The organism is Nereida sp. MMG025, assembly GCF_021654165.1.
Taxonomy (GTDB): domain Bacteria; phylum Pseudomonadota; class Alphaproteobacteria; order Rhodobacterales; family Rhodobacteraceae; genus Nereida.
This window is the reverse complement of record NZ_JAKFZN010000002.1, coordinates 459923-480474: the sequence shown is the minus strand read 5'-3', so window position 1 is coordinate 480474 and position 20552 is coordinate 459923. Positions and strand designations below refer to the sequence as shown.

Sequence of the window (20552 nt, the reverse complement as noted above, 5' to 3'; positions counted from 1 at the left end):
CGATGCGTGAAACAATCAAGGTGGTTGGCACCGTCACCAGCCGCGCATTCCGTGTTCTCTGGGCCTGTGAGGAAATGGGTGTTGAATACGAATGGATTGCGGCAGCTGCGCGATCTGACGAAGCCAAGGCCATAAACCCCACAGGTAAAATTCCTGCGCTTTTGGTGAACGATACCCTTTTGACCGACAGTGTCGCAATCATGACCTATCTGGCCGACAAACACGCCGATTTGACCTACCCTGCCGGCACGCTGGAGCGTGCGCAGCAGGATGCGCATATGAATTTTATACTCGATGAGATGGACGCCGTTCTTTGGATGGCCGCGAAACACAGCTTTATTCTGCCCGAGACGTTGCGGGTCCCAGAGGTCAAAAACAGCCTGCGCGCTGAATTTGCCACAAGCATCGAACGGTTAGAACAACGGATCAAAGGTCCGTTTCTTATGGGTGAAAGGATGACGATCGCGGATATTCTTGCAGTGCATTGCTTGAATTGGGCGATCAGCGCAAAGATGGCCGTCGAAAACCAAACTGTGGATGCCTACGCAAAACGCCTGCGGGCGCGCGATGCATTCAAGCGCGTGCGCGCGCTTGCAAATACCTAAGCGCCCCTTGGGCCGCATGCTGACCTGTCGCAAGGCAGCCCGTAATAAGATAACCGCCTGTTGGGGCATCCCAGTCTAACATCTCGCCTGCGCAAAAGACGCCTGCCCGCGCCTTGAGCATGAGATCGTCTGTTACACCGTCCCAAGAGATGCCGCCGCTGGTTGAAATGGCCTCATCCATCGAGCGCGGCCCACTGTGTTTGATAGGCAAGGCTTTGATCAGCGGGGCCAGATCATCGGGCAAGGGGCGGCCAAACTCCATCAACAGGGCCTGTTTGACAGGGGGCAAACGCAGCGATTTGCGCAGGTGGTTTGTGAGGCTTGCTTTGCCACGTCGGGCCAGCTTTTGACGGATGTGTTCGACACTCTGGTCAGGCAAAAGATCAAGCGTCAGTGGCGCACCATCGCGCATCGGTTTGGACACCAAGTAAATTCCGCCACCTTCAATGCCGCGGGCCGAAATTACAAATTCCGCACGTTCGGTCTGTGAGCCCACGTGCAAGGCAACCCCCTTTACGGGGGTCCCGAAATGACGCTGCATGTGATCGGACCAATCCACGACAAACCCCATGTTCACGGGCTGAAAGGGCACCAGTGGAACGTTCTGCGCCGCAAGGGCACTGGCCCAACTGCCGTCTGATCCAAGCCGCGCCCAACTGGCCCCGCCCAAAGCCAGAATGGTGACATCGGCCTCAATCAGCCTTTCGCCGTCAGGGGTGGCAAAACGCGCCAAAGCACCATCCCACCCGAGCCAACGCCACCCGGTTCGCAGATCAATATCCATCTGGCCAAGCCACGCACGAAGCAAAGGCGACGCCTTCATCACTTTTGGAAACACCCGTTTGGACGAGCCTGTGAATACAGGTTGACCAAGATGACGCGCCCAATGCTGCACATGCTGCGCGTCCATTTTTTGAAGGGGCGCACGCAATCGTGCCGCGCTTGTGTTGAAGCCTTCTAACAGGTCATCAAACGCCACATCCTTGGTCAGGTTCAAACCCGATTTACCCGCCATAAGAAACTTGCGCGCGACTGAGGGTTTGGCTTCGCAAACCCTGACGCTTACCCCCGCTTTGGACAACGTATCTGCTGCCATCAGACCCGCAGGCCCGCCCCCGATGACCAATGCGCGGCTCACGTTTTGGACAAAGCCGGCGGGGTCTCTCCGCGGAATTCAATCACACGGCGCGGATATGGCATTTCGATACCGTTATCCTTCAGCGCGTTCCAGATCAGGAACAACACGTCCGATGTGAATTTGTTGTCACCATCGTCCAAACCGTTCACCCAGAATTCGCAGGCAAAATCCACGCCACTTTCGCCAAAACCACGCAGTTCGCAATCGGGTGGATAGGGTGCATCAAGGATTTTGGGATGTGCGGACACGGCGGCCTCCACAATGGCGGGCACCAGATTGATATCTGTTTCGTAGGTAACCGAGAATGGTGCCTCGTACCGATTGGCAGATCCACTATCCGAGAAATTGATCACCCGCGTGACAATGAAATCTTCGTTCGGCACGACGATCCAGCGACCATCAAAAGTTTCCAAAATGCACGCACGCGCCGTCATCTTGACGATCTGCCCCTGCTCACCCCCGTCCAATTCCACGTAGTCCCCGACGGTTGCCTGTCCTTCAAGCAACAAGATGACGCCAGAAATAAAATTCGACGCGATCTTTTGCAGACCAAACCCCAGACCCACACCAATCGCACCAGTCAGAACCGCCAGAGAGGTCAGCGGAATACCCAGAAGACTCATCAATAAAATGAAGGCCAGTCCGAAGATTAGAAACTCGACCGCTTTGGCGCTCAGTTCGCGGAGCGAGGGGCGCATGTCCTGTTGTTTGATGTAGTCGGACGATTGCTTGTTGGACCAAGAGCCAAGCCAGAACAGCACCGATCCAAAGACGATGGCCCGCAAAATATCGAGGGCCGAGATGCTAAGGGCACCTGCTGAAAACCCCGCGCCGTCCAGCACTCCGATCACCGTATCCAGCAAACCAATCGCATAAAGCGCAGCCATGGGCAGCAGGATATATTTGCCCAAAAGGCGCAAGAAAGGATCCCTCAGAATATCGCGCACAAAAATACGCGCTGCGATAAACAGAAAAATCCGTTTTCCGAATGCAATCACCTCGCCTGATGCAAAGATTGACCGGATGGCCTGTTCGCCCGCTGCTGTAAAAGCGAAGGCGGCAATTGGCAAAAGCAGGGGTGTAAAGGCCAAAACAAAGCGGCGGATGTTGGGGATGTACCCTTCGGCTTCATCCGCAGGGGAAATCAAGCGGTTTAGACGTGGCCGCGCCCATTTGGTGAATGCCATTGCCAAAAGGTAGGAGGCCACAAGCACCGCAAACTGCGACCACGCCGCAGGGCTAAGCGCCCATTCAAGCGCCATATCTTTGCCTATCTCAAGATATCCCAAGACCTGCCCAACAAAGGGGGGGAGCGTTTCAATGTCCATCGTCTTGCCCTTTAGAACTCTTGCCCCACTCTCTTGCAGGCAAGTCGAAAAGGTTTCAAGGAGCGATCTGTGGAGGAGTGGCCCATCTGTCCGTTATGTCTGCGGCCTATCCCCGAAGGTGTGCCGCAAAGCCTGCATCACCTGATCCCCAAGCTGAAAGGCGGCAAAGGTGGACCAGTCGTGTTGCTGCATCACATTTGCCACCGTGAAATTCACGCAACCCTGACCGAAGCGGAATTAGCCCGCCACTACCACACACCGGACGCGTTGCGCGCACATCCGCGGCTTGCGAAATTCGCCAAGTGGGTTGCCAAGCGGCCGCCTGATTTCAGCTCAAAAATTCCCGGCCCCAAGCGCAAACGCTAAGGCGGCACTGCTATTGGCAAAGCGCTTTGATACCCTTTGCGATCTGCGCATCCGCTGCCAAAGTATCGACGCAAATTCCCTGTGCCGCTTCCGCCACAGCGCCGTCGACAAGACGATCAACCAGCCCAAAATCACGGGCCTCTGACGCATCGATTTTTTGGCCGCCCATCAGGATCAGCTTTGTCCGTGCAGGCCCAATTAGCCGGGCCATGCGTGCGGGATCAGACGGTTGCGGCAAAAATCCAAGTTTCATCACAGGATAAAAAAACTTTGCGTTCGGCACGCTGAGACGAATATCGCAGGCCAACACCATCCCGAATGCCCCACCTGCCAAAGTGCCGTTGAGCGCGGCTATGGTCATGCAGGGCAGTGCTGCGACTGCCCCAGACAGACGCTCCCACACAGGATCGGTTGCCAGGCCAGCGCGCGCCTCGTCCAAATCCGCGCCTGCACTAAAGACCTTGCCAGTTCCGGTAAGAATAAGCGCCTTAGCCTCGGTCGCTTGCTCTGCAATCTCGGCCAGTTCGGTAAGCATGTCTTTGGTCAGTGAGTTGGCCTTGTCGGGGCGGTTGATTGTAACGGTCCACAGGCCGTCGTCTTTGCTAAGATCTATCATATCAACCCAACTTTTCGCCGAATAGTTTCATCACGCAACGATATCTCTTGCCCGCAAAAGCGATCTGCATCCGCACTGCACATCCACGCAAGGCATTTGGCTGGCCACTCTGGCGGAATATGATCCGACCATTCAAGCTGACTGACGGGGTTGATGCCGCTTGCCTTGATCTCGCGCTGCATCTGTGTTGCCACGGTGCCTGGCGACAACCCAATGGCGCGAATGCCGTGGCCTGCGTTTTCGGTATGGATGCAGCGGTTAAGCATGTTCACGGCCGCTTTGGATGCACAGTAGTGCGACCAGCCTTCAATCGCATTGTGCGCCGCCCCCGAGCTGATGGTCAGGATGCTTCCGCCACCTGCGCTTTTCATATGCGGCAAAACCGCATGCACACCGTTAAAAACACCCTTTAGGTTTACATCAATCACCTTGGACCACGCATCAGGGTCGATCTGATCAAGCGGTCCAATTGGTTCGATGACCCCTGCGTTATTGATCAGGATGTCGACGCCCCCAAAGGATTGAAGAGTCTCCTCGATGGCTGCGGAAAATTCCGAATACCGCGATACGTCACATGTGATTGCGCGGGCCTGGTCGCCAATGTCTCTCGCCAATGCCGAAATGTCACCTTCGCTTCGCGCCAACAGGACCACATTGGCGCCCGCGGCTGCAAAGACATGCGCAGTCTGCGCCCCAATGCCGCGGCTTGCACCCGTGATAATTGCGGTTTTTCCTTTTAGTGGCAAAACAGACGTCTCCCTGATCTGAACTCGGTGCTTGCAGTCAATCGCAAAGACCCCATCATGGGAAGTGCAGATACGCTAGGAAAGGGCAAAACATGCGGTTCATGAGTGCATCAGGTCTAAGCCTTTTTCTTTGGGCGACGGGGCTGCAAACTGCTGCGGCAGATATTTCACCCTCTCAGGTGTGGGACCGCACCCAAGCCGCGATCGCGCAGATTGGTGGCATCGTAAGCTACAACGGTAGCACACCATCGGATGATCTTTTTGAGCTGATGCAATTGCAAATTACGCTGGATCAGCCCGATGATAATGTGCAGCTTGTTCTTGAAGTTCCGTCGCTTCAAATGCTGTCAAATGGCGATGGGACTGTCTCGCTTTCCGTAAGTGACGAGATCGAAGTCAGGTTCACAGAAACACCGCTTATTGGTGGACAAACGGAAATTTCCGGAACGATCACCACATCCGATCTGCTGATTACGGCCTCGGGCGAACCATCAGTGATGCGGCTCGACTTTGCGGGATCCGCGCTCGAACTCTCTTTGGACGAGCTGAGCGCGATGGATCAGAGCATCCCGTTGGATGCCACTTGGGCGTTTAACAGCTTGGCCGGCCTTGGTTTGTTATCTCAAGAAACAGAGCTTACGACGCGGCTTGAGGTGTCGGTTGCGGATGGCAACTATTCGGTCAGGATGCCCGACCCCGAAGTGCGGTTGGAAGCAGAATTCGACGGTATGACGTCGGTCTATGATGCAACTGGCATGGATGAGGCCGCAGTGTTTGGCCTGCAATTTGGAATAGACCGCGGCGCGGTGACATACGCAATCACCGATGAAGGCGATCTTATTTCAGGTGCGTTCGGCATGCGAAACATGGCTTTTGTGGACCAAGTGCAAGACGGCATTCGGAAAATCGAGGGAAACGCGAGCGACATAGATATCAACCTTGCAGGCCTATGGGATCAGCCGATTGCGGGCAAAATTGCGTCTTACGACATGGTGGTTGAAATGCCGGCTCAGTCTGAGGGACCGTTTCGGTTTGACATGGGCCTTGCCGGTATTGTGCCAAGCCCGTCTTTGCAAGCGCGGATCAATCCCAACCAGTCAACGGATGCGGATGGCGGTAAAATTCAACTATCGCTTGCAGGGCAACTTGCGAAAGCGACCGAGGTTGGCTTTGATCTTGAAGCGCTTTCGACACTTGATATCAATGGCCTGCTGATCGAGCTTTTTGGTGCGCAAATCGAAGGACAGGGCAACCTGAGCTTTACAGATGCACAAGCCCCGAGCCTTTATGGAAGCCCACAACCCGTAGGCAGCATCACCTTGCAAGCCACTGGTGTCATGGCGCTGATCGACACTTTGGTTGCGCAAGATGTTTTGCCATCCGACACGGGACAGGGCGCCAAGATGATGATTGCGTTTTTTGCCAAACCGAATGAAGCCGATGGCACCTTGGAAACACAGGTTACATTCACGGGCGACGGGCAAATTCTGCTAAATGGTCAACGCATTCGCTAGCGGCCACTTGCAGCACCATAGGGATGGGGCTACCTCCCTTAGATATAGCCGAGGAGAGCATATGCACGATCTTCCAAGTCTGAGCCAAGCCCTGTTGGATGCCGCCAAAAAAGCCGGGGCCGATTCCGCCGATACCCTCGCAGTGAACGGCACGTCTGTGTCGATTGATGTGCGCGACGGAAAACTGGAACAGGCCGAACGGTCTGAAGGTATTGATCTGGGTCTGCGCGTCATGGTGGGGCAGCGCCAGGCCTGCGTAGCAGCATCTGACACCAATCCCGACACGCTGACACAAATGGCTGAACGCGCCGTGGCTATGGCGAAAATGGCCCCCGAGGACCCCCACATTGGTTTGGCCACCGCAGATCAACTTTCAGATGTGCGTGATGCGCAGGGGCTTGAATTGTTTGATGCAACCAACGAACCGAGCGCTGCAGAGCTGCAAGAGGATGCACGCCGCACAGAAGCAGCGGCCCTGAGTATTGATGGGATTAGCCAAGTCCAAGCCGCAAGCGCGGGCTATTCGGCGCGGGAAATTCATCTGGCCACATCAAATGGCTTTGCAGGGGGCTACCGCCGAACAGATCGCGCAATCAGTTGCGTTGCGATCACAGGGTCGGGTCTTGAGATGGAGCGCGATTACGACAGCGATGTTCGTATCTTCCAAGCCGATCTGCGCAGTCCCGAGGACGTGGGACACCGTGCCGCCGAACGCACATTAGAGCGCGCAGGCGCACGCAAACCCAAGACAGGCGCCTTTCCTGTTCTGTTTGACGAGCGGATTTCATCTTCGTTGATCGGGCATCTTTTGGCCGCTGTGAACGGATCGGGGATTGCGCGCGGTTCATCTTGGTTGCGTGATGCACTGGATGACACTGTGCTACCCCCGCATTTGTCGGTGATCGAAGACCCGCATCGCCCGCGTATTTCGGGATCCCGCCCCTTTGACGCCGAAGGGCTGCGCACATCCAAGCGCAGCATCATCAACGATGGCGTGCTGACAGGATGGACGCTTGATCTTGCAACGGGGCGTCAGTTGGGGATGGACAGCACGGCCAACGCACAGCGCGGCACCTCGTATCCGCCATCCCCAGGGTTGGGAAACATTACTCTCACACCTGGGGATCAAACGCGTGCCGATCTGATTGCGCAGATGGGCACAGGGCTTTTGGTGACCTCTCTGATTGGCTCTTCAATCAACCCTAACACAGGCGACTATTCCCGTGGCGCATCCGGGTTTTGGGTTGAGAACGGCGAAATCACTTATGCGGTCAATGAATGCACCATCGCGGGCAACTTGCGTGAAATGCTCAGATCAATCGTTCCTGCAAATGACGGGCGCCCGCATCTCAGCCGTGTGATCCCTTCATTGTTGGTAGAGGGGCTCACCCTTGCAGGAGAGTGACCTTGATCTGCTTGTCCGAGCGGCGCATCAGGCAGGCGATATCGCGCGCGGGTTTTTCCGCGCTGATCCAAAGGTATGGGACAAAGCAGACAACGCGGGGCCGGTAACCGAAGCCGATTTGCGCGTGAACGACATGTTGGAAACCATGTTGCCGCAGGCCCGCCCGGGCTATGGATGGTTATCGGAAGAAACCGAGGATGTCAGCGACCGCCACGACGCATCGCGTATTTTTGTGATCGATCCGATAGACGGCACACGTGCGTTCATCGAAGGATCGCGCACCTGGTCCCATTCTCTTGCTATCGTTGAAAACGGAGTGCCTATCGCGGCCGTTGTCTATCTGCCCATGATGGACAAGATGTATACGGCATCACGCGGTGGCGGCGCTTTTCTAAATGAAACCAGCATGCGTGTCGCAACGTCTAAACCCGTGGATGAAAGCACAGTTCTGGCCGCGAAACCGAACTTTGAAAACCATCACTGGAAAGACGGCACGCCTCCGGTCATCCCGCATTTCCGGTCCTCGCTGGCCTATCGCCTGGCTCTTGTCGCGCAGGGCCGGTTTGATGCGATGATCACTCTGCGGCCCACTTGGGAATGGGATGTGGCGGCAGGCGCGTTGCTGGTCGAGGAAGCAGGCGGCACGGTCACTGGACGTTTGGGCGAAGCGCCACTGTTTAACAACACCCATCCGCAATTATCCGGGATGATCGCAGGGCAACCCCAACTGCATGACACGCTGCTTGGCGCTCTGGCCTAAAGGACCCATTTACCCTGTCGGTTCAAGCCCCTATGCTTGGTCCAACCCTAGTTTCCGAAACGGAGAGTTCTATGGCACAACGCCTTCATCTGGTCTTTGGTGGCGAACTTATCGACCCCACGAAAAACGCCTTCAAAGATGTGAACGACATTCATGTTGTCGGAATTTTTCCCGACTATGAAAGCGCCTACAATGCGTGGAAAAGCGAGGCGCAGCGCACCGTGGACAATGCGCATATGCGGTATTTCATTGCGCATCTTCACCGTCTTCGTGACGAAGAAGCAGCGGCCTCTTCGACAGAAGAGCTAGGCTAGACGCTGGTGGTCCGTCCGCTTGGGTTGACGGCCTATTTGGCACTGCATGGCGCACCAAAAACCAACGCCGATGCACATTGGCCATCACGGCCGAGCGGTCCGCTTTTGATGTGTGTTGATATGAGCGGCGGCCACCGAAGTGCGTTTCGCACAATCGGCGCGCGGCTTTTGGAAGAGCGCGGGGACATCACATCAGTCGTCTGTAGTGCAGATGGCGATGTCATGCCGCCGCCGGAAAACACCAGTGCAATCGAAGCCTTCCTGAAGCATTGGAAACCTGATGCCGTGCTGTGGGCCGACGGCCCGCTGCGACCCGCGCTGCTGCATATGATGGCAGATGACGGGATGCCCATGACGTTGATCAACCTGTCGCGCACGACAATTGAAACACGACCAGCCAAATGGCCTCTGGGGTTACGCAAATCGACGATGCGCTTATTCGAAAAAATTCTCTGCGTCGATAAGGCAACCCGAGACGCGGTTGTTCGCCTTGGCACTTCTGCCGACAAGGTGGAAGCAGCTGGTATGTTGTCAAACAGTCCAATGGCAATTCCATGTGATGAAAGCCGGCTGTCAGAGCTGCGCGATGTCGTGGGAAACCGCCCCCTCTGGCTGGCTGTAGATATGACGAGCGAGATGTTTGACGGCATACAACAAGCCCATCGCGCAGCAAGCCGCATTAGCCACCGCCTGACCCTGTTATGCCACCCCCAGAAAACAGACCGCGCTGAAGATTTAGCACATCAGTTTCGGGGTGCAGGCTGGCAGACAGCGCAGCTTTCGAAAAACGACCGGGTTTCATCACAAACCCAGGTGATCATCACAGACCGTCCTGGCGATTTGGGGCTGACGCTTCGGATAAGTCCGCTCACCGTTATGGCCAGCACCTTCGATAACAGCGATGTCACTATTTCACCTCTTGATGCAGCGCTTTTGGGAACTGCCATCCTGCATGGTCCAAACCTTGGGGCGATGCGCGCAGATTACGGACCGCTCATGGCGGGGGATGCGACACAGATGGTCCGCAGTGGCGTTGATCTTCCCGCAGCACTTTCCCAAGCGCTGGCCCCTGATGCATCTGCACGTCTTGCCCATGCCGCTTGGGATATTTCGACCCGTGGGGCACCTGTGATGGAACGGGTGATCGAACTGGCAAACCACCAACTTGATGCAAGAGAGGTCGCCTGATGCGACCACCGTCCTTTTGGTTCACGCGGCCTGATCATCCATCCATAAAATCACGGCTTTTGTCCCCCTTCTCACATATTTACGCTGCCGCAACGGCACGGCGATTGCGCAAGTCCGCGAAATTCAGACCGACTGCCAAGGTCATTTGTGTGGGCAATATAAATGCGGGTGGGACAGGCAAAACACCCACGACCATTGCGCTGGTTCAACGTCTCAAGGAACGCGGGCTTTCGGTGGTCTGTTTGTCGCGTGGCTATGGGGGCGCATTGGATGGTCCGCTTGAAGTAACGGCAAAGCACACCGCCGCCGAAGTTGGGGATGAGCCACTATTGTTGGCGGCCTTCACCCGCACGTTTGTTGCCAAGGATCGCGCCGAAGGTGCGCAGGTGATTGATCGGCTTGGTGTGGACGTCATCGTGATGGATGATGGCTTTCAAAACCCCGATCTACCCAAGGATCTGTCCTTGGTCGTGGTTGATGCGGTCAAAGGGTTCGGGAATGGGCGTGTGATGCCATCGGGGCCTTTGCGCGAAGCGGTCGAAACGGGCCTTAAACGCGCAGATCTTCTGCTGTCGATCGGACCATCGCAGGCACAACGCAACTTTGCCCAAACTTGGAACGCCAAAATCGCGCTGCCGCATTTAACGGGTCAGTTGGTGCCACTGCAGACGGGTATGCAATGGACAGGCCTGCCTGTTTTGGCATTTGCAGGCATCGGCCATCCAGAGAAGTTTTTTGCCACATTGAAGGGGCTTGGCGCGGATGTCCGAAAGGCCCTGCCGCTAGATGACCATCAACCCCTTACAGATGCGCTTTTGGTTCGACTTGAGCAGGACGCCAAGGCGCTGCCTGCGCAACTTGTCACCACAGAAAAAGACGCCGTGCGCCTTCCTGACAGCTTTCGAGCAAAGGTTTTGGCCCTTCCTGTCCGGCTTGAGATCGACAATGCCAGCGCGTTGGATGACGCGCTGGACAGGATCGGCCTTTAGTTCAGTTTCCCATCGATGATCGACTGGAATTCTTCGTAGCTCATGTTCGAGTATTTGCGCCCGTCGATCACAAATGATGGTGTTGAGGTCACGTCATGGCGGGCGGCATTAGCTTCGTACCAAGCAACCAGTTTTTCCGCTTTATCTGCATCTTCCAAACAGGTGTTGATCTCGTCATCGTTCATGCCCGCTGTTCGCCCGATTTGGCGAAGTGCATCGGCGATCTGCACGGGATCATTCAGCCGTGCCCATTCACCTTGCTGCGCATAAATCATGTCGGAGATGCCGAAGAAACGGGTTTGCCCACCGCATCGTGCTACCATGGAAGCCCAGAGACCCGGACGGTCAAAATAGACCTCGCGGTATGTGAATTTCACTTTCCCCGTATCAATGTAATCCGCTTTCATCTGCTTGAACGCGCCTTGGTGGAAGGTCGCGCAATGCGGACAGGTGTAGCTGGCATATTCAATGATTTCGACGGGGGCGTTTGCGTCGCCAATCGTCATTTCGGTAACGCCATCCACCATTTCCGCAGTGGTATCTCCATCTGTCATCGCAACATCCGTGGAATCGGAGTTGCCAAGATACCAAGCAACACCTGCGCCAATCGCTACAACAGCTGCGAGCGCTGCCAATACACCTTTGTTCATCGTTTCTGCTTTCCTACCGTTTGTTTGTCTTGTGCAAAACATTGCTGCCTAATGCTTGCAATGCTTTTCTCAGGCTTTCATCAGCCACGTCTTTTGTGGCTTCTCCCGCCGCAGCGACTACCTCGGGCGCAGGACCACCCTGGGCCTTTTTACGTCGTTGAAACTGGACCTGCCCATCTGCAAATCCAGTGGGCGCCGTTTGTGTTACCCTGATTTTCGAAATGGCGTTGTACCCATAGCAGGCATTCACCTTGTCACGGATTTGCGGCAGCTGCGCTTGCAGGATAGGTGCGTTCGAACCCGTTGTCAGCAGCGTCAGCGTCGCCCCAAGACCGCGGCCGTGGCGGACATCTACAGGCAAGGCAATGCTGGCAACGCTATCGCCCACAATCTCTTCCCAATGGGTCAAAAGCCGTGTTTGCGCAAAACCCCGCGCCTCGGTTCCAGCACGAATACGCCCTTGCACAAGGGCGCCTGTTTGCTTGAAGCCTTTGGTGGTCGAATATCTGCGCTGCATTGCGTTGCAATCCTTTCACTTCCCCATAGTTTATCGCAGCAAGGTCACAGGGTCAGCCCAAAACTGATCGTCGCCGCAAAAGAAGGGATAAACATTGCGTGACACCGCAAAAACAGAGGCGATCTTGACATGGTATGACCGCCATGCCCGTGACATGCCGTGGCGCGTGTCACCCGCTGATAAGAAGGCAGGTGTCAGGCCCGATCCCTATCGCGTCTGGATGTCCGAAATCATGTTGCAGCAAACGACCGTTGCAGCTGTGACCGACTATTTCAACAGGTTTACATCACGCTGGCCGACAGTGCAGCATCTGGCTGAGGCGGAAGATGCTGATGTCATGGCGATGTGGGCAGGTCTTGGGTATTATGCGCGGGCCCGAAACTTGTTGAAATGTGCCCGCGCCGTTGTCGCGCTTGGGGGATTTCCGCAAACCTATGATGCACTTTTAAAGTTACCTGGCATCGGACCTTATACCGCCGCCGCAGTTGCCAGTATCGCCTTTGATGAGGCAGCGCCTGTTATGGATGGAAATGTCGAAAGGGTGATGGCGCGGGTCTATGATGAACACACGCCGTTGCCAGCTGCCAAGCCGGTTCTTTACGACCATACGGCAACCCTGACCCCGCAAGACCGGCCGGGCGATTATGCCCAAGCCGTGATGGATCTTGGTGCCACGATCTGCACGCCGCGCAACCCTGCGTGCGGCATTTGCCCGTGGCGCGATATTTGTCAGGCGCAGATGAATGGCACTGCAGCAGAGCTTCCTAAAAAGACACCGAAAAAGCCCAAACCTACCCGCCATGGCATTGTGTATATCGCGCGACGCGGCGATGGCGCGTTTTTGCTGGAGACCCGTCCTGACAAGGGCTTGCTTGGCGGTATGCTTGGATGGCCCACCTCCGATTGGTCCGACGCGCCAACACCTGCGCCACCGTTTGACGCTGACTGGCAAAAACATCCTGAACAGGCTTTGCATACCTTCACGCATTTCCACCTCAAGCTGGATATTATGGTGGCATGCGTTGGTGACATTGTTCCTGATCGCGGGACATTCCACCCCAAGCACCGCTTTCAACCAGCTGATTTGCCAACAGTAATGCGCAAGGCATTTGATCTATGCCAAGGAACGTGGCGAAACGATTGAGCGATACTGGTTCTGGGCTATAACGTATTCAGGAACCAAAATGTTGGATTTGAAAATGATCTCAAGTGCTCAGGTCGCAAAAGTCAGTAGTGCCATGCCATTCTGGCTTTCTTTCGGGCTTATCCCGCTTGCATGGCTTGGGGCGGTTTATGGGGGGCTTTGGGTCATCGCCTTGCCGATCGCCACGTGGTACCTTTTTTCGATCATCGACGCTTTTATGGGGCTGAACGAAGAAAACCCCGATGTCGCGACCTCCGAAGACGACTTGTTTTGGTATACCACCCTAACCAAAGCATGGGTGCCCATCCAATTTGTCACCCTGTTTGGCGTGATGTGGTATGTGACGGGTTCTGGCCACCTTACGGCGGTCGAACAAATTCTGCTGTTTTTCGGCATTGGCGTGATCACTGGCACGATCGGGATTACGTATAGCCACGAACTTTTGCACCAGAAGCCAAAATCCGAACGCTGGTTGGGCGATATTGCTTTGTCGATGGTTCTCTATTCGCATTTCCGAAGCGAGCATTTGTTGGTTCATCACCGCTATGTCGCCACCCCCAAAGACCCCGTGACAGCGCGCTATAATGAAGGGTTCCACCGCTTTTTCCCTCGGGTTTTGTATCAGTCCCTGACATCGGCTTTTCGAGCTGAAAAAGCGATGCTGGCACGAAAGAACAAACCTTGGCACGATCTGTCCAACCCGTTTTTCCGCTATTGGGCGTTGCAAGGCGCGATGCTGTGTCTGGCGATCTTGATCGGCGGTTGGGCTGGATTGGGGTTGTTCGTGTGGCAAGCATTTATTGCCGTTTGGCAGCTGGAGCTGGTAAATTACGTCGAACACTACGGCCTGACCCGCAAGCATTTGGGCGATGGCAAATATGAACATGTGTTGCCCCGTCACTCATGGAATGCAGCGCACAAGGCCTCGAATTGGTTGCTGATCAATCTGCAGCGCCATTCGGACCATCATTACAAGCCCGACCGTCGCTTTCCACTTTTGCAAAATTATACCGAGGATGAGGCGCCACAATTGCCCTATGGCTATCCGATTATGACAATGGCGGCGATGGTGCCACCGTTGTGGCGGCGCATCATGAACCCGCGTGTGCGGGAGTGGCGCAAAACATACTACCCTGAAATCGAGGATTGGACGCCTTATAAAAACGCAACCAATCCGCTTCCGCGTTAAGCCACCACTGGACGGCGCGACAGCTTAAGCCGCAATGCAGGTTGTTCTATAAATCGATACGATAGGGCTGCGATAAGGATCGTCACCGGAACAACAACCGCAATGCCCCAAGGTGATTTGATCGCCGCAAAGGTGAAGAAAATAACCGGCAAGTGCCAAAGGTATATCCCGTAGGACAGACGCCCCAGACTGCGCAAAACAGGGTGGCCCATCCACATACATTTAGGCAAGCCGATAAGAAGAAGAGCGGCAAACAATTCGGCCGCAAGGATGTAGCCGCTAAATATTTGCCCACCTGATTTTACCCCAAGGACTGCAAGGCCGATCAGTCCTATGAGAGACAGAGGCACGGCACGTGATGATATCTTGATTGGGGTCAGGTCAAATGTCGCCAGCCAAGCCCCCAAGAACAAACCAGTGCTGTGCAACCAAAACCGTGAATACACATAGTTAGGATGCCAATCGGCAAACTCTGCACCCCACCGCGCACAGGTTTGTAAAAGAAAAATTGTAAGCAGAAGGTGGCGCACACGCTGACCCAAAAGGACAACCAAGATCGCGATCACCGCATAGAACTTCAACTCAATGGCCAGTGACCACGCATGACTGAATACGTGAAGCTCTGCGCCCATCATGTTCCACCAATTGCTTTGGAAAAAGAACGTCGGCAATGCGGCCTGCCACAGATCCAGCCCGAACAAAGCAAAGCTGGCAGCCATTACGATTGCCATCATCGCATAGAGCGCGGGCGCCACGCGCACAAAGCGCCGTGACATATACCCCATTACGTCAAGGCGATCTTGCGCCAAAGCAAGGCGGCAAGTCAGATACCCACTCAGGACAAAAAACACGTCTACGCCAATGTAGCCGCCGGGCATCCCGTCGAAAAACGGCATGTGGTAGGCCATAACAAGCGCCACAGCGAAGGCGCGCAGGCCATCATATTGAGGAACATATGTCATCAGGGATACGGCTATCGGCTCAAGATGGCGATCATATGACAAAAAAAGGCCCCTGCCGGTCTTGGGAGACAGCAGGGGCGAGGTATGTGCCCAAGGCGTAGTAAACCTAGGGGCACCGGCGGTAACTGTTAAATCTCTGATAAATCGTCGGGATCAGGCGTTTTTCATTTCGGCCCTGATCTGTTGGCGCAGCACATCGATGGACATCTGCTTGCCCTCTTTTTTGTAGTGCCAATAGGTCCAGCCATTGCAGCTTGGTGCGCCTTCCATTGCCGCGCCGACCTGATGAATGGAGCCTTTGACGTCACTGGCCACAAGTGTGCCATCGGCACGCACCTTGGCAACCGCGCCGCGTGGGGACGTCAGAACTTCTCCGGGACGCAGCATACCACGCTCAACCAGTTGACCAAAGGGGACGCGTGGCTCTGCGCGTTTGGATTGACTGACGACCAGCGCTTCTTTGTCGAACTTGCGGATTTTGGCGATACGCTTTTCAGCCACCTTGCGATACGCCTCTTCGCGTTCAATCCCGATGAATTCGCGGCCCAACATCTTGGCAACCGCACCCGTGGTGCCCGTGCCAAAGAAGGGGTCCAAGACCACATCGCCAGGGTTCGTGGTGGCCAGCAACACGCGGTGCAGCAGGCTTTCAGGTTTTTGGGTCGGATGGGCCTTATCGCCATTTTCGTCTTTTAGACGTTCATGACCTGTGCAAATCGGCAAAACCCAATCGCTGCGCATTTGAATGCCTTCATTCAGCGACTTCAGGGCTTCGTAGTTAAACGTGTATTTGCTGCCCTCTTCCTTGCTGGCCCAGATCAGCGTTTCATGGGCATTTGTCAGGCGCTTGCCACGGAAGTTCGGCATCGGGTTCGATTTGCGCCACACCACATCATTGAGGATCCAGAACCCTTGGTTCTGCAATTCAGCGCCCATGCGGAATACATTGTGATAGCTGCCAATCACCCAGATCGCGCCATTGGGTTTCAGGATGCGGCGCGCGGCCTTTAGCCACGCATGGGTGAAATTATCGTAAACCTTGAAGCTGTCGAATTGATCCCAATCGTTATCAACCGCATCCACTTTGGAATTGTCGGGGCGGTGCAAATCACCCTTCAACTGCAGGTTATAAGGGGGATCTGCAAAGATCAGATCCACACTGCACTCGGGAAGCGCGTTCATCCGCTCGATGCAGTCGCCATCAAGGATCGTGTTCAGGGGCAGCGCGGCCGCGCTGGTCTTTGTTTTTGTCTTCGTCATGTCTGCCTCTTGGTGGCGCATTGTTGCGCTCATCTGTTGGACCCAATCATGAGTCAGAGGCGATTCGCCGTCAATTTCTTTTTTGAATCAATGAGTTAGAAAAATTTGTTGTCACAACATATTGTGGACGGGTTTGAACGAACGTCTATGGTGTGGGGTAACCCCAAGATTTTGAAGCGCGTCACGATGCTGCGCTGTAGGATATCCTTGGTTCTTTTCCCATCCATATCCCGGGTACTGTTGCGCCAAGGACAACATGACAAAATCTCGCCTGATTTTGGCCACAATTGAAGCCGCTGCGATCGACTGCGAAATGCTATCACCCTTCACAACGGTCTGTGACGGCACCATCAATCCCTTGAGCGTCATGTTGCCATCTATCAACACGTAGTCGGGCGGAACACGCAGGCCTGCTACCGCACGTTCCATCGCCAAATGACTGGCCCGCAGGATGTTAAGCGCGTCGATCTCTTCGACTGTCGCTTCGCCAATGGAGACATCGGCTGTGGCCAAGAGGTGGTCATTCAACACCTGCCGTCGCTTTGCGCTGAGTTTTTTGCTGTCGTTCAGGCCTTGCGGAATGTGATCGGGATCAATCCAGACGGCTGCGGCCACCACTGGTCCAGCCAACGGACCACGCCCCACTTCATCCACCCCGACAACGCGAAGGCAGCCCCGTGCGTAGGCTTCAGCCTCCAGATCAAATGTGGGTTCTGTTTTCATAGCTCTCCTAAACCAAAAGAAAGCGCCGCTGACCAGTGGCCAACGACGCTTCCGCCTGACACCCGCTCCTATCGGGGCGGACTGCTCGTTATCTTTTAAGCGCGCGTGAAACCTTCACGGCGCAAACACTGCGCATTGAACGCCGGCCGCCATTGACCTCGCAGTTTGACCTCTGTCTTACAAAACCGCGGCAAACGGTTCACGTGGCGGTAGTTGTTTTGAAGACAGCGGGCCCCATAGACGCGTTGCTTGTAGTTACGACGCTGCACGATCTGAAGGCACTTCGCGGGGAGCACTTTGCTAAACCGTTTCTTGGGCGGTTGAACCCGATGTTTCTTGGTGTCGTCGCGCGCTTCTTTGGCGGCATATGCAAAAAGGGCAAGCAATCCGATCGCAGTTGCGATCTCTCCTGCGCTCGCCTCATTGGCGCGGACAGGTTGGGCACTGATGGTCACGCTTCCCAAAGCAATCGATAAGATCAGGGCACTGGTTGTGAGTAGGTTTTTCATCTGCGACGTCCTTTTTCAATCTGCGCATCGAGCTGACACGCATTGGATGATCCGATATTGGCGTCGCTGCGCCGTGACGCTCAATAACAGCGCGGTGATATCGCCTAACAGGCGCTTGGTTATTGAATGTCAAAGCTGTCTGCCCCTTAATGCCTGCTATGAAACACATCGCTCTCCTTCTCGGCCTGATCACGGCCAGCCCGCTTCAAGCTGCCTGCTTTGCAGATTACAAGGCCAAGCAGGACGACCCCCTACGCCTGCATTACGGCGTCGCGCAAATCGCATCGCAGACCTGTACCATAGAGGTCGCATCCCAAGACCTTGCCCCGCGCCTTGCCGCCCAAGGGTGGACACTGCTTAACGTGGTATCCGTTTTTGATGACGCTCAACTGGACGACAAAAAGGAGAATGCAGGTGAGCACTTCCTCCGTTACTGAAGCACGCGCTTTGGGCAGCCGTGCCGTTGTCTTGGGGATTGGCGCAATTGTGGCGATCCTTCTGGTCGCAGCCGTTTTCCTTTTCCTGACCCTTCCAGATGCAGGCACCTTTAATGCCAGGGTCACGCAGCTGTTTGTCGAAAATGATGACCTGACAAGCAATGCCGAGATCAAACTATTGGAAATTCTAGCAGGATCAGGGACCGCCTTTGCCGAAACGCTCGCAAGTTACCGAATGGTCATTTTTGTACTGCTGGTTTTTGCGACAGCCATGCTGGTTGCCGCATTGGTGTTTCTGGTCATGCTTGTCACGATGAACAGGCGCATGGCACAGATTGAACGTGCCGGGATGGAGGTTAACAGTCTTCTCATCAGCCGCGAAGAGAACACGGTCTATCTCAATAATATGGAATTCAAACTGACCCCTGCGGCGATTGAAACGCTAAGCGTTCTGGCCGAGGCACGTATGGACGGCGACATTTTAAACGGGTCCGAGCTTGAAGGCGTTATCTCGGGCCGACGCGCCGCCGACTGTGATGAAGCGGCGGGTGCGACCCGTATCAAACGTCTGCGCGATGCGTTGGGAAACCAGATGGTAAGCGAACTTTTGGTCAAAAATATCGCCCGCAAAGGCTATATGCTTTCGATCGACAGCGATGTGATCAAAATGGTCTGATCAACGTCCGTACCCTTATATTTGGCGACCCCGGCAGGATTCGAACCTGCAACCTGCCCCTTAGGAGGGGGCTGCTCTATCCAGTTGAGCCACGGGGCCGTGGCTCACACAATTGAACAAAGAACTGCGGCATTCAACCCTTGGACTTCTTAAATGTTAGCGGCTAACAATAGGGAAATTTCAAGTTGAAGGTGTAAGACTTTGGCCACCAAACGACCCCTTACTTTGCGCGATGTATCAGAAGCATCTGGCGTGAGCGAAATGACTGTCAGCCGCGTTCTTCGCGAGCGCGGGGATGTATCGGTCGCAACCCGTGAAAAGGTGCTCACCGCGGCCAAAGAGCTTGGCTATGTCCCCAACAAAATTGCAGGTGCGCTGGCCTCTCAGCGGGTGAACCTGGTCGCGGTCATTATCCCGTCAATGTCCAACATGGTTTTCCCTGAAGTGATGATGGGCATATCCGAAGTGCTTGATGAAACGCCACTGCAACCAGTGGTAGGACTGACCCACTACAAACCCGGGAAAGAAGAACAGGTTCTGTATGAAATGCTGAGCTGGCGACCATCTGGTATCATTATGGCAGGGCTTGAGCATTCGGATGCCTGCCGCACGATGCTGAAAGCCAGCGGCGTGCCTATTGTTGAGATCATGGATGTCGATGGAACCGCCGTTGATAGTATGGTGGGGATCTCACACCGACGCGCAGGACGCATGATGGCGCAAGAAATTGCGGCGCAAGGATACAAACGTATTGGTTTTCTTGGGACAAAAATGCCGATGGACCACCGCGCACGCAAGCGGTTCGAAGGCTTTACTGAGGCACTGGCAAAGAACGGCATCGAGATTGCCGATCAGGAATTTTACGATGGCGGTTCGGCTCTGGCCAAGGGCCGAGAGATGACGGCTGATATTTTACATCGTTCGCCCGATCTCGATTTTCTGTACTATTCAAATGATATGATCGGTGCGGGGGGGCTTCTCTATCTTCTTGAAAAAGGCGTCAAAGTGCCTGAAGACATTGGGCTTGCAGGCTTCAATGGTGTTGAACTTTTGCAGGGTTTGCCCAAGAAACTGACGACGATGGACGCGTGTCGCAAAGATATTGGTCGCAAGGCTGCGCAAATTATCGCAACACGTTGCATGGACGACCAAAACGATGCGCCACAGACAATCGAGCTTGAGCCAATTATCTCTCTTGGCGACACACTGATGCGGTCATAAAAAAAGCGGGCCATTGGCCCGCTTTCTCTATTCAATTGTCAAAAGACTTATTCGGCTTCTGGTGTGCCAGGTGCCGAGCTGCTGGACGAACCGCCGCAAGCAACTGCACACAAAAGCAAACCGCCAACGATCAGTGGCAGTGCACCAACGCCCGAACCACCAGCTGGTGCTACAACGACGTCGGTTTCTTCTTCGGCTCCACCAAGCGAGCCAGCTTGGACTGCGCCTGCGAATGTAAGTGCTGCAGCTGTCGCGGCAACGAAGTGTTTGATACGCATTTTCGCGCTCCCATTTA

Annotated in this window: 24 protein-coding genes and 1 tRNA gene; 13 read left to right on the top strand and 12 right to left on the bottom strand. The window is 55.0% G+C overall.

Annotated elements, in window-relative coordinates:
- The first annotated feature begins 2 nt into the window (after window positions 1–2).
- Entirely contained in the window at window positions 3–605 is a 603-nt protein-coding gene (locus L1065_RS08470) for a glutathione S-transferase family protein (protein WP_237095026.1), read from the top strand.
- Here L1065_RS08470 and L1065_RS08465 read toward each other — a convergent pair.
- Together L1065_RS08465 and L1065_RS08460 are read right to left on the bottom strand one after the other, a co-directional pair.
- Window positions 574–1743: a TIGR03862 family flavoprotein gene (locus L1065_RS08465; RefSeq protein ID WP_237095025.1), complete on the bottom strand. Its 1170-nt coding sequence runs from the start codon at window positions 1741–1743 to the stop codon at window positions 574–576. The genes L1065_RS08470 and L1065_RS08465 overlap by 32 nt on opposite strands.
- Window positions 1740–3071: a mechanosensitive ion channel family protein gene (locus tag L1065_RS08460; protein WP_237095024.1), complete on the bottom strand. Its 1332-nt coding sequence runs from the start codon at window positions 3069–3071 to the stop codon at window positions 1740–1742. The genes L1065_RS08465 and L1065_RS08460 overlap by 4 nt, the downstream gene beginning before the upstream one ends.
- 69 nt (window positions 3072–3140) lie before the next feature.
- On the opposite strand from L1065_RS08460, the gene L1065_RS08455 reads away from it, so the two are divergent.
- Window positions 3141–3437, top strand: coding sequence for an HNH endonuclease (locus L1065_RS08455; protein WP_237095023.1), 297 nt, complete (start codon window positions 3141–3143; stop codon window positions 3435–3437).
- A 10-nt stretch (window positions 3438–3447) separates the two neighbouring features.
- Here L1065_RS08455 and L1065_RS08450 read toward each other — a convergent pair whose 3' ends face one another.
- Window positions 3448–4053, bottom strand: coding sequence for an enoyl-CoA hydratase/isomerase family protein (locus L1065_RS08450; RefSeq protein ID WP_237095022.1), 606 nt, complete (start codon window positions 4051–4053; stop codon window positions 3448–3450).
- A complete protein-coding gene (locus L1065_RS08445) occupies window positions 4050–4799 on the bottom strand; it encodes an SDR family oxidoreductase (RefSeq protein WP_237095021.1) in 750 nt (249 codons plus the stop codon). The genes L1065_RS08450 and L1065_RS08445 overlap by 4 nt, the downstream gene beginning before the upstream one ends.
- 92 nt (window positions 4800–4891) lie before the next feature.
- Between L1065_RS08445 and L1065_RS08440 the strand changes: the two genes are divergently transcribed.
- From L1065_RS08440 to lpxK, 6 genes are all read left to right on the top strand, one after another.
- A complete protein-coding gene (locus L1065_RS08440; RefSeq protein WP_237095020.1) occupies window positions 4892–6313 on the top strand; it encodes a DUF2125 domain-containing protein in 1422 nt (473 codons plus the stop codon).
- A 61-nt stretch (window positions 6314–6374) separates the two neighbouring features.
- Window positions 6375–7718: a TldD/PmbA family protein gene (locus L1065_RS08435; RefSeq protein ID WP_237095019.1), complete on the top strand. Its 1344-nt coding sequence runs from the start codon at window positions 6375–6377 to the stop codon at window positions 7716–7718.
- Window positions 7705–8478 carry a 3'(2'),5'-bisphosphate nucleotidase CysQ gene (locus L1065_RS08430; protein WP_237095018.1) on the top strand — a complete coding sequence of 258 codons (774 nt, stop codon included), beginning with the start codon at window positions 7705–7707 and terminating at the stop codon, window positions 8476–8478. Before L1065_RS08435 ends, L1065_RS08430 begins: the two co-directional genes overlap by 14 nt.
- 71 nt (window positions 8479–8549) lie before the next feature.
- Window positions 8550–8792: a DUF4170 domain-containing protein gene (locus L1065_RS08425; RefSeq protein WP_237095017.1), complete on the top strand. Its 243-nt coding sequence runs from the start codon at window positions 8550–8552 to the stop codon at window positions 8790–8792.
- A 6-nt stretch (window positions 8793–8798) separates the two neighbouring features.
- Window positions 8799–9980 carry a glycosyltransferase N-terminal domain-containing protein gene (locus L1065_RS08420; protein ID WP_237095016.1) on the top strand — a complete coding sequence of 394 codons (1182 nt, stop codon included), beginning with the start codon at window positions 8799–8801 and terminating at the stop codon, window positions 9978–9980.
- On the top strand, window positions 9980–10969 hold the full coding sequence (lpxK, locus tag L1065_RS08415; RefSeq protein ID WP_237095015.1) for a tetraacyldisaccharide 4'-kinase: 990 nt from the start codon (window positions 9980–9982) through the stop codon (window positions 10967–10969). Before L1065_RS08420 ends, lpxK begins: the two co-directional genes overlap by 1 nt.
- On the opposite strand, the gene L1065_RS08410 is transcribed toward lpxK, so the two are convergent.
- Both L1065_RS08410 and L1065_RS08405 read right to left on the bottom strand, forming a co-directional pair.
- Window positions 10966–11619, bottom strand: coding sequence for a DsbA family protein (locus L1065_RS08410; protein ID WP_237095014.1), 654 nt, complete (start codon window positions 11617–11619; stop codon window positions 10966–10968). The two genes, lpxK and L1065_RS08410, sit on opposite strands and share 4 nt — an antisense overlap.
- Window positions 11620–11632: 13 nt before the next feature.
- Window positions 11633–12136 carry a DUF721 domain-containing protein gene (locus tag L1065_RS08405; protein ID WP_237095013.1) on the bottom strand — a complete coding sequence of 168 codons (504 nt, stop codon included), beginning with the start codon at window positions 12134–12136 and terminating at the stop codon, window positions 11633–11635.
- A 94-nt stretch (window positions 12137–12230) separates the two neighbouring features.
- On the opposite strand from L1065_RS08405, the gene mutY reads away from it, so the two are divergent.
- Together mutY and L1065_RS08395 are read left to right on the top strand one after the other, a co-directional pair.
- Window positions 12231–13280, top strand: coding sequence for an A/G-specific adenine glycosylase (gene mutY / locus L1065_RS08400; protein ID WP_237095012.1), 1050 nt, complete (start codon window positions 12231–12233; stop codon window positions 13278–13280).
- Between the two features lie 40 nt (window positions 13281–13320).
- Entirely contained in the window at window positions 13321–14469 is a 1149-nt protein-coding gene (locus L1065_RS08395; protein ID WP_370641155.1) for an alkane 1-monooxygenase, read from the top strand.
- Here the strand turns inward: L1065_RS08395 and L1065_RS08390 are convergent.
- From L1065_RS08390 to L1065_RS08375, 4 genes are all read right to left on the bottom strand, one after another.
- A complete protein-coding gene (locus tag L1065_RS08390) occupies window positions 14466–15431 on the bottom strand; it encodes an acyltransferase (RefSeq protein WP_237095011.1) in 966 nt (321 codons plus the stop codon). The genes L1065_RS08395 and L1065_RS08390 overlap by 4 nt on opposite strands.
- A gap of 153 nt (window positions 15432–15584) precedes the next feature.
- Complete coding sequence (locus L1065_RS08385; RefSeq protein WP_237095010.1) at window positions 15585–16691, bottom strand: site-specific DNA-methyltransferase; 1107 nt, start codon at window positions 16689–16691, stop codon at window positions 15585–15587.
- 111 nt (window positions 16692–16802) lie between these two features.
- On the bottom strand, window positions 16803–17414 hold the full coding sequence (locus tag L1065_RS08380) for a ribonuclease HII (protein ID WP_237095009.1): 612 nt from the start codon (window positions 17412–17414) through the stop codon (window positions 16803–16805).
- Between the two features lie 95 nt (window positions 17415–17509).
- Window positions 17510–17923: a hypothetical protein gene (locus L1065_RS08375; RefSeq protein ID WP_237095008.1), complete on the bottom strand. Its 414-nt coding sequence runs from the start codon at window positions 17921–17923 to the stop codon at window positions 17510–17512.
- A gap of 158 nt (window positions 17924–18081) precedes the next feature.
- Between L1065_RS08375 and L1065_RS08370 the strand changes: the two genes are divergently transcribed.
- Together L1065_RS08370 and L1065_RS08365 are read left to right on the top strand one after the other, a co-directional pair.
- Window positions 18082–18360 carry a hypothetical protein gene (locus L1065_RS08370; RefSeq protein WP_237095007.1) on the top strand — a complete coding sequence of 93 codons (279 nt, stop codon included), beginning with the start codon at window positions 18082–18084 and terminating at the stop codon, window positions 18358–18360.
- A complete protein-coding gene (locus L1065_RS08365; protein WP_237095006.1) occupies window positions 18332–19036 on the top strand; it encodes a hypothetical protein in 705 nt (234 codons plus the stop codon). Before L1065_RS08370 ends, L1065_RS08365 begins: the two co-directional genes overlap by 29 nt.
- A gap of 22 nt (window positions 19037–19058) precedes the next feature.
- On the opposite strand, the gene L1065_RS08360 is transcribed toward L1065_RS08365, so the two are convergent.
- Window positions 19059–19135, bottom strand: a tRNA-Arg gene (locus tag L1065_RS08360).
- A gap of 102 nt (window positions 19136–19237) precedes the next feature.
- Here L1065_RS08360 and L1065_RS08355 point away from each other — a divergent pair.
- Window positions 19238–20257, top strand: a complete 1020-nt coding sequence (locus L1065_RS08355; protein WP_237095005.1) for a LacI family DNA-binding transcriptional regulator — start codon at window positions 19238–19240, stop codon at window positions 20255–20257.
- Between the two features lie 47 nt (window positions 20258–20304).
- Here L1065_RS08355 and L1065_RS08350 read toward each other — a convergent pair whose 3' ends face one another.
- Window positions 20305–20535 carry a hypothetical protein gene (locus L1065_RS08350; protein ID WP_237095004.1) on the bottom strand — a complete coding sequence of 77 codons (231 nt, stop codon included), beginning with the start codon at window positions 20533–20535 and terminating at the stop codon, window positions 20305–20307.
- Between the last annotated feature and the right edge of the window lie 17 nt (window positions 20536–20552).

What these genes read in the sequence shown, in the direction of transcription:
- L1065_RS08470 (WP_237095026.1), top strand. Translation starts at nt 3, where the DNA reads ATGCGTGAAACAATCAAGGTGGTTGGCACCGTCACCAGCCGCGCATTC.
- L1065_RS08375 (WP_237095008.1), bottom strand. Translation starts at nt 17,923, where the DNA reads ATGAAAAACCTACTCACAACCAGTGCCCTGATCTTATCGATTGCTTTG.
- L1065_RS08410 (WP_237095014.1), bottom strand. Translation starts at nt 11,619, where the DNA reads ATGAACAAAGGTGTATTGGCAGCGCTCGCAGCTGTTGTAGCGATTGGC.
- L1065_RS08365 (WP_237095006.1), top strand. Translation starts at nt 18,332, where the DNA reads ATGCAGGTGAGCACTTCCTCCGTTACTGAAGCACGCGCTTTGGGCAGC.
- L1065_RS08435 (WP_237095019.1), top strand. Translation starts at nt 6,375, where the DNA reads ATGCACGATCTTCCAAGTCTGAGCCAAGCCCTGTTGGATGCCGCCAAA.
- lpxK (WP_237095015.1), top strand. Translation starts at nt 9,980, where the DNA reads ATGCGACCACCGTCCTTTTGGTTCACGCGGCCTGATCATCCATCCATA.
- L1065_RS08440 (WP_237095020.1), top strand. Translation starts at nt 4,892, where the DNA reads ATGCGGTTCATGAGTGCATCAGGTCTAAGCCTTTTTCTTTGGGCGACG.
- L1065_RS08350 (WP_237095004.1), bottom strand. Translation starts at nt 20,535, where the DNA reads ATGCGTATCAAACACTTCGTTGCCGCGACAGCTGCAGCACTTACATTC.
- L1065_RS08380 (WP_237095009.1), bottom strand. Translation starts at nt 17,414, where the DNA reads ATGAAAACAGAACCCACATTTGATCTGGAGGCTGAAGCCTACGCACGG.
- L1065_RS08450 (WP_237095022.1), bottom strand. Translation starts at nt 4,053, where the DNA reads ATGATAGATCTTAGCAAAGACGACGGCCTGTGGACCGTTACAATCAAC.
- L1065_RS08460 (WP_237095024.1), bottom strand. Translation starts at nt 3,071, where the DNA reads ATGGACATTGAAACGCTCCCCCCCTTTGTTGGGCAGGTCTTGGGATAT.
- L1065_RS08425 (WP_237095017.1), top strand. Translation starts at nt 8,550, where the DNA reads ATGGCACAACGCCTTCATCTGGTCTTTGGTGGCGAACTTATCGACCCC.
- L1065_RS08385 (WP_237095010.1), bottom strand. Translation starts at nt 16,691, where the DNA reads ATGACGAAGACAAAAACAAAGACCAGCGCGGCCGCGCTGCCCCTGAAC.
- L1065_RS08390 (WP_237095011.1), bottom strand. Translation starts at nt 15,431, where the DNA reads ATGACATATGTTCCTCAATATGATGGCCTGCGCGCCTTCGCTGTGGCG.
- L1065_RS08395 (WP_370641155.1), top strand. Translation starts at nt 13,321, where the DNA reads ATGTTGGATTTGAAAATGATCTCAAGTGCTCAGGTCGCAAAAGTCAGT.
- L1065_RS08370 (WP_237095007.1), top strand. Translation starts at nt 18,082, where the DNA reads ATGAAACACATCGCTCTCCTTCTCGGCCTGATCACGGCCAGCCCGCTT.
- L1065_RS08405 (WP_237095013.1), bottom strand. Translation starts at nt 12,136, where the DNA reads ATGCAGCGCAGATATTCGACCACCAAAGGCTTCAAGCAAACAGGCGCC.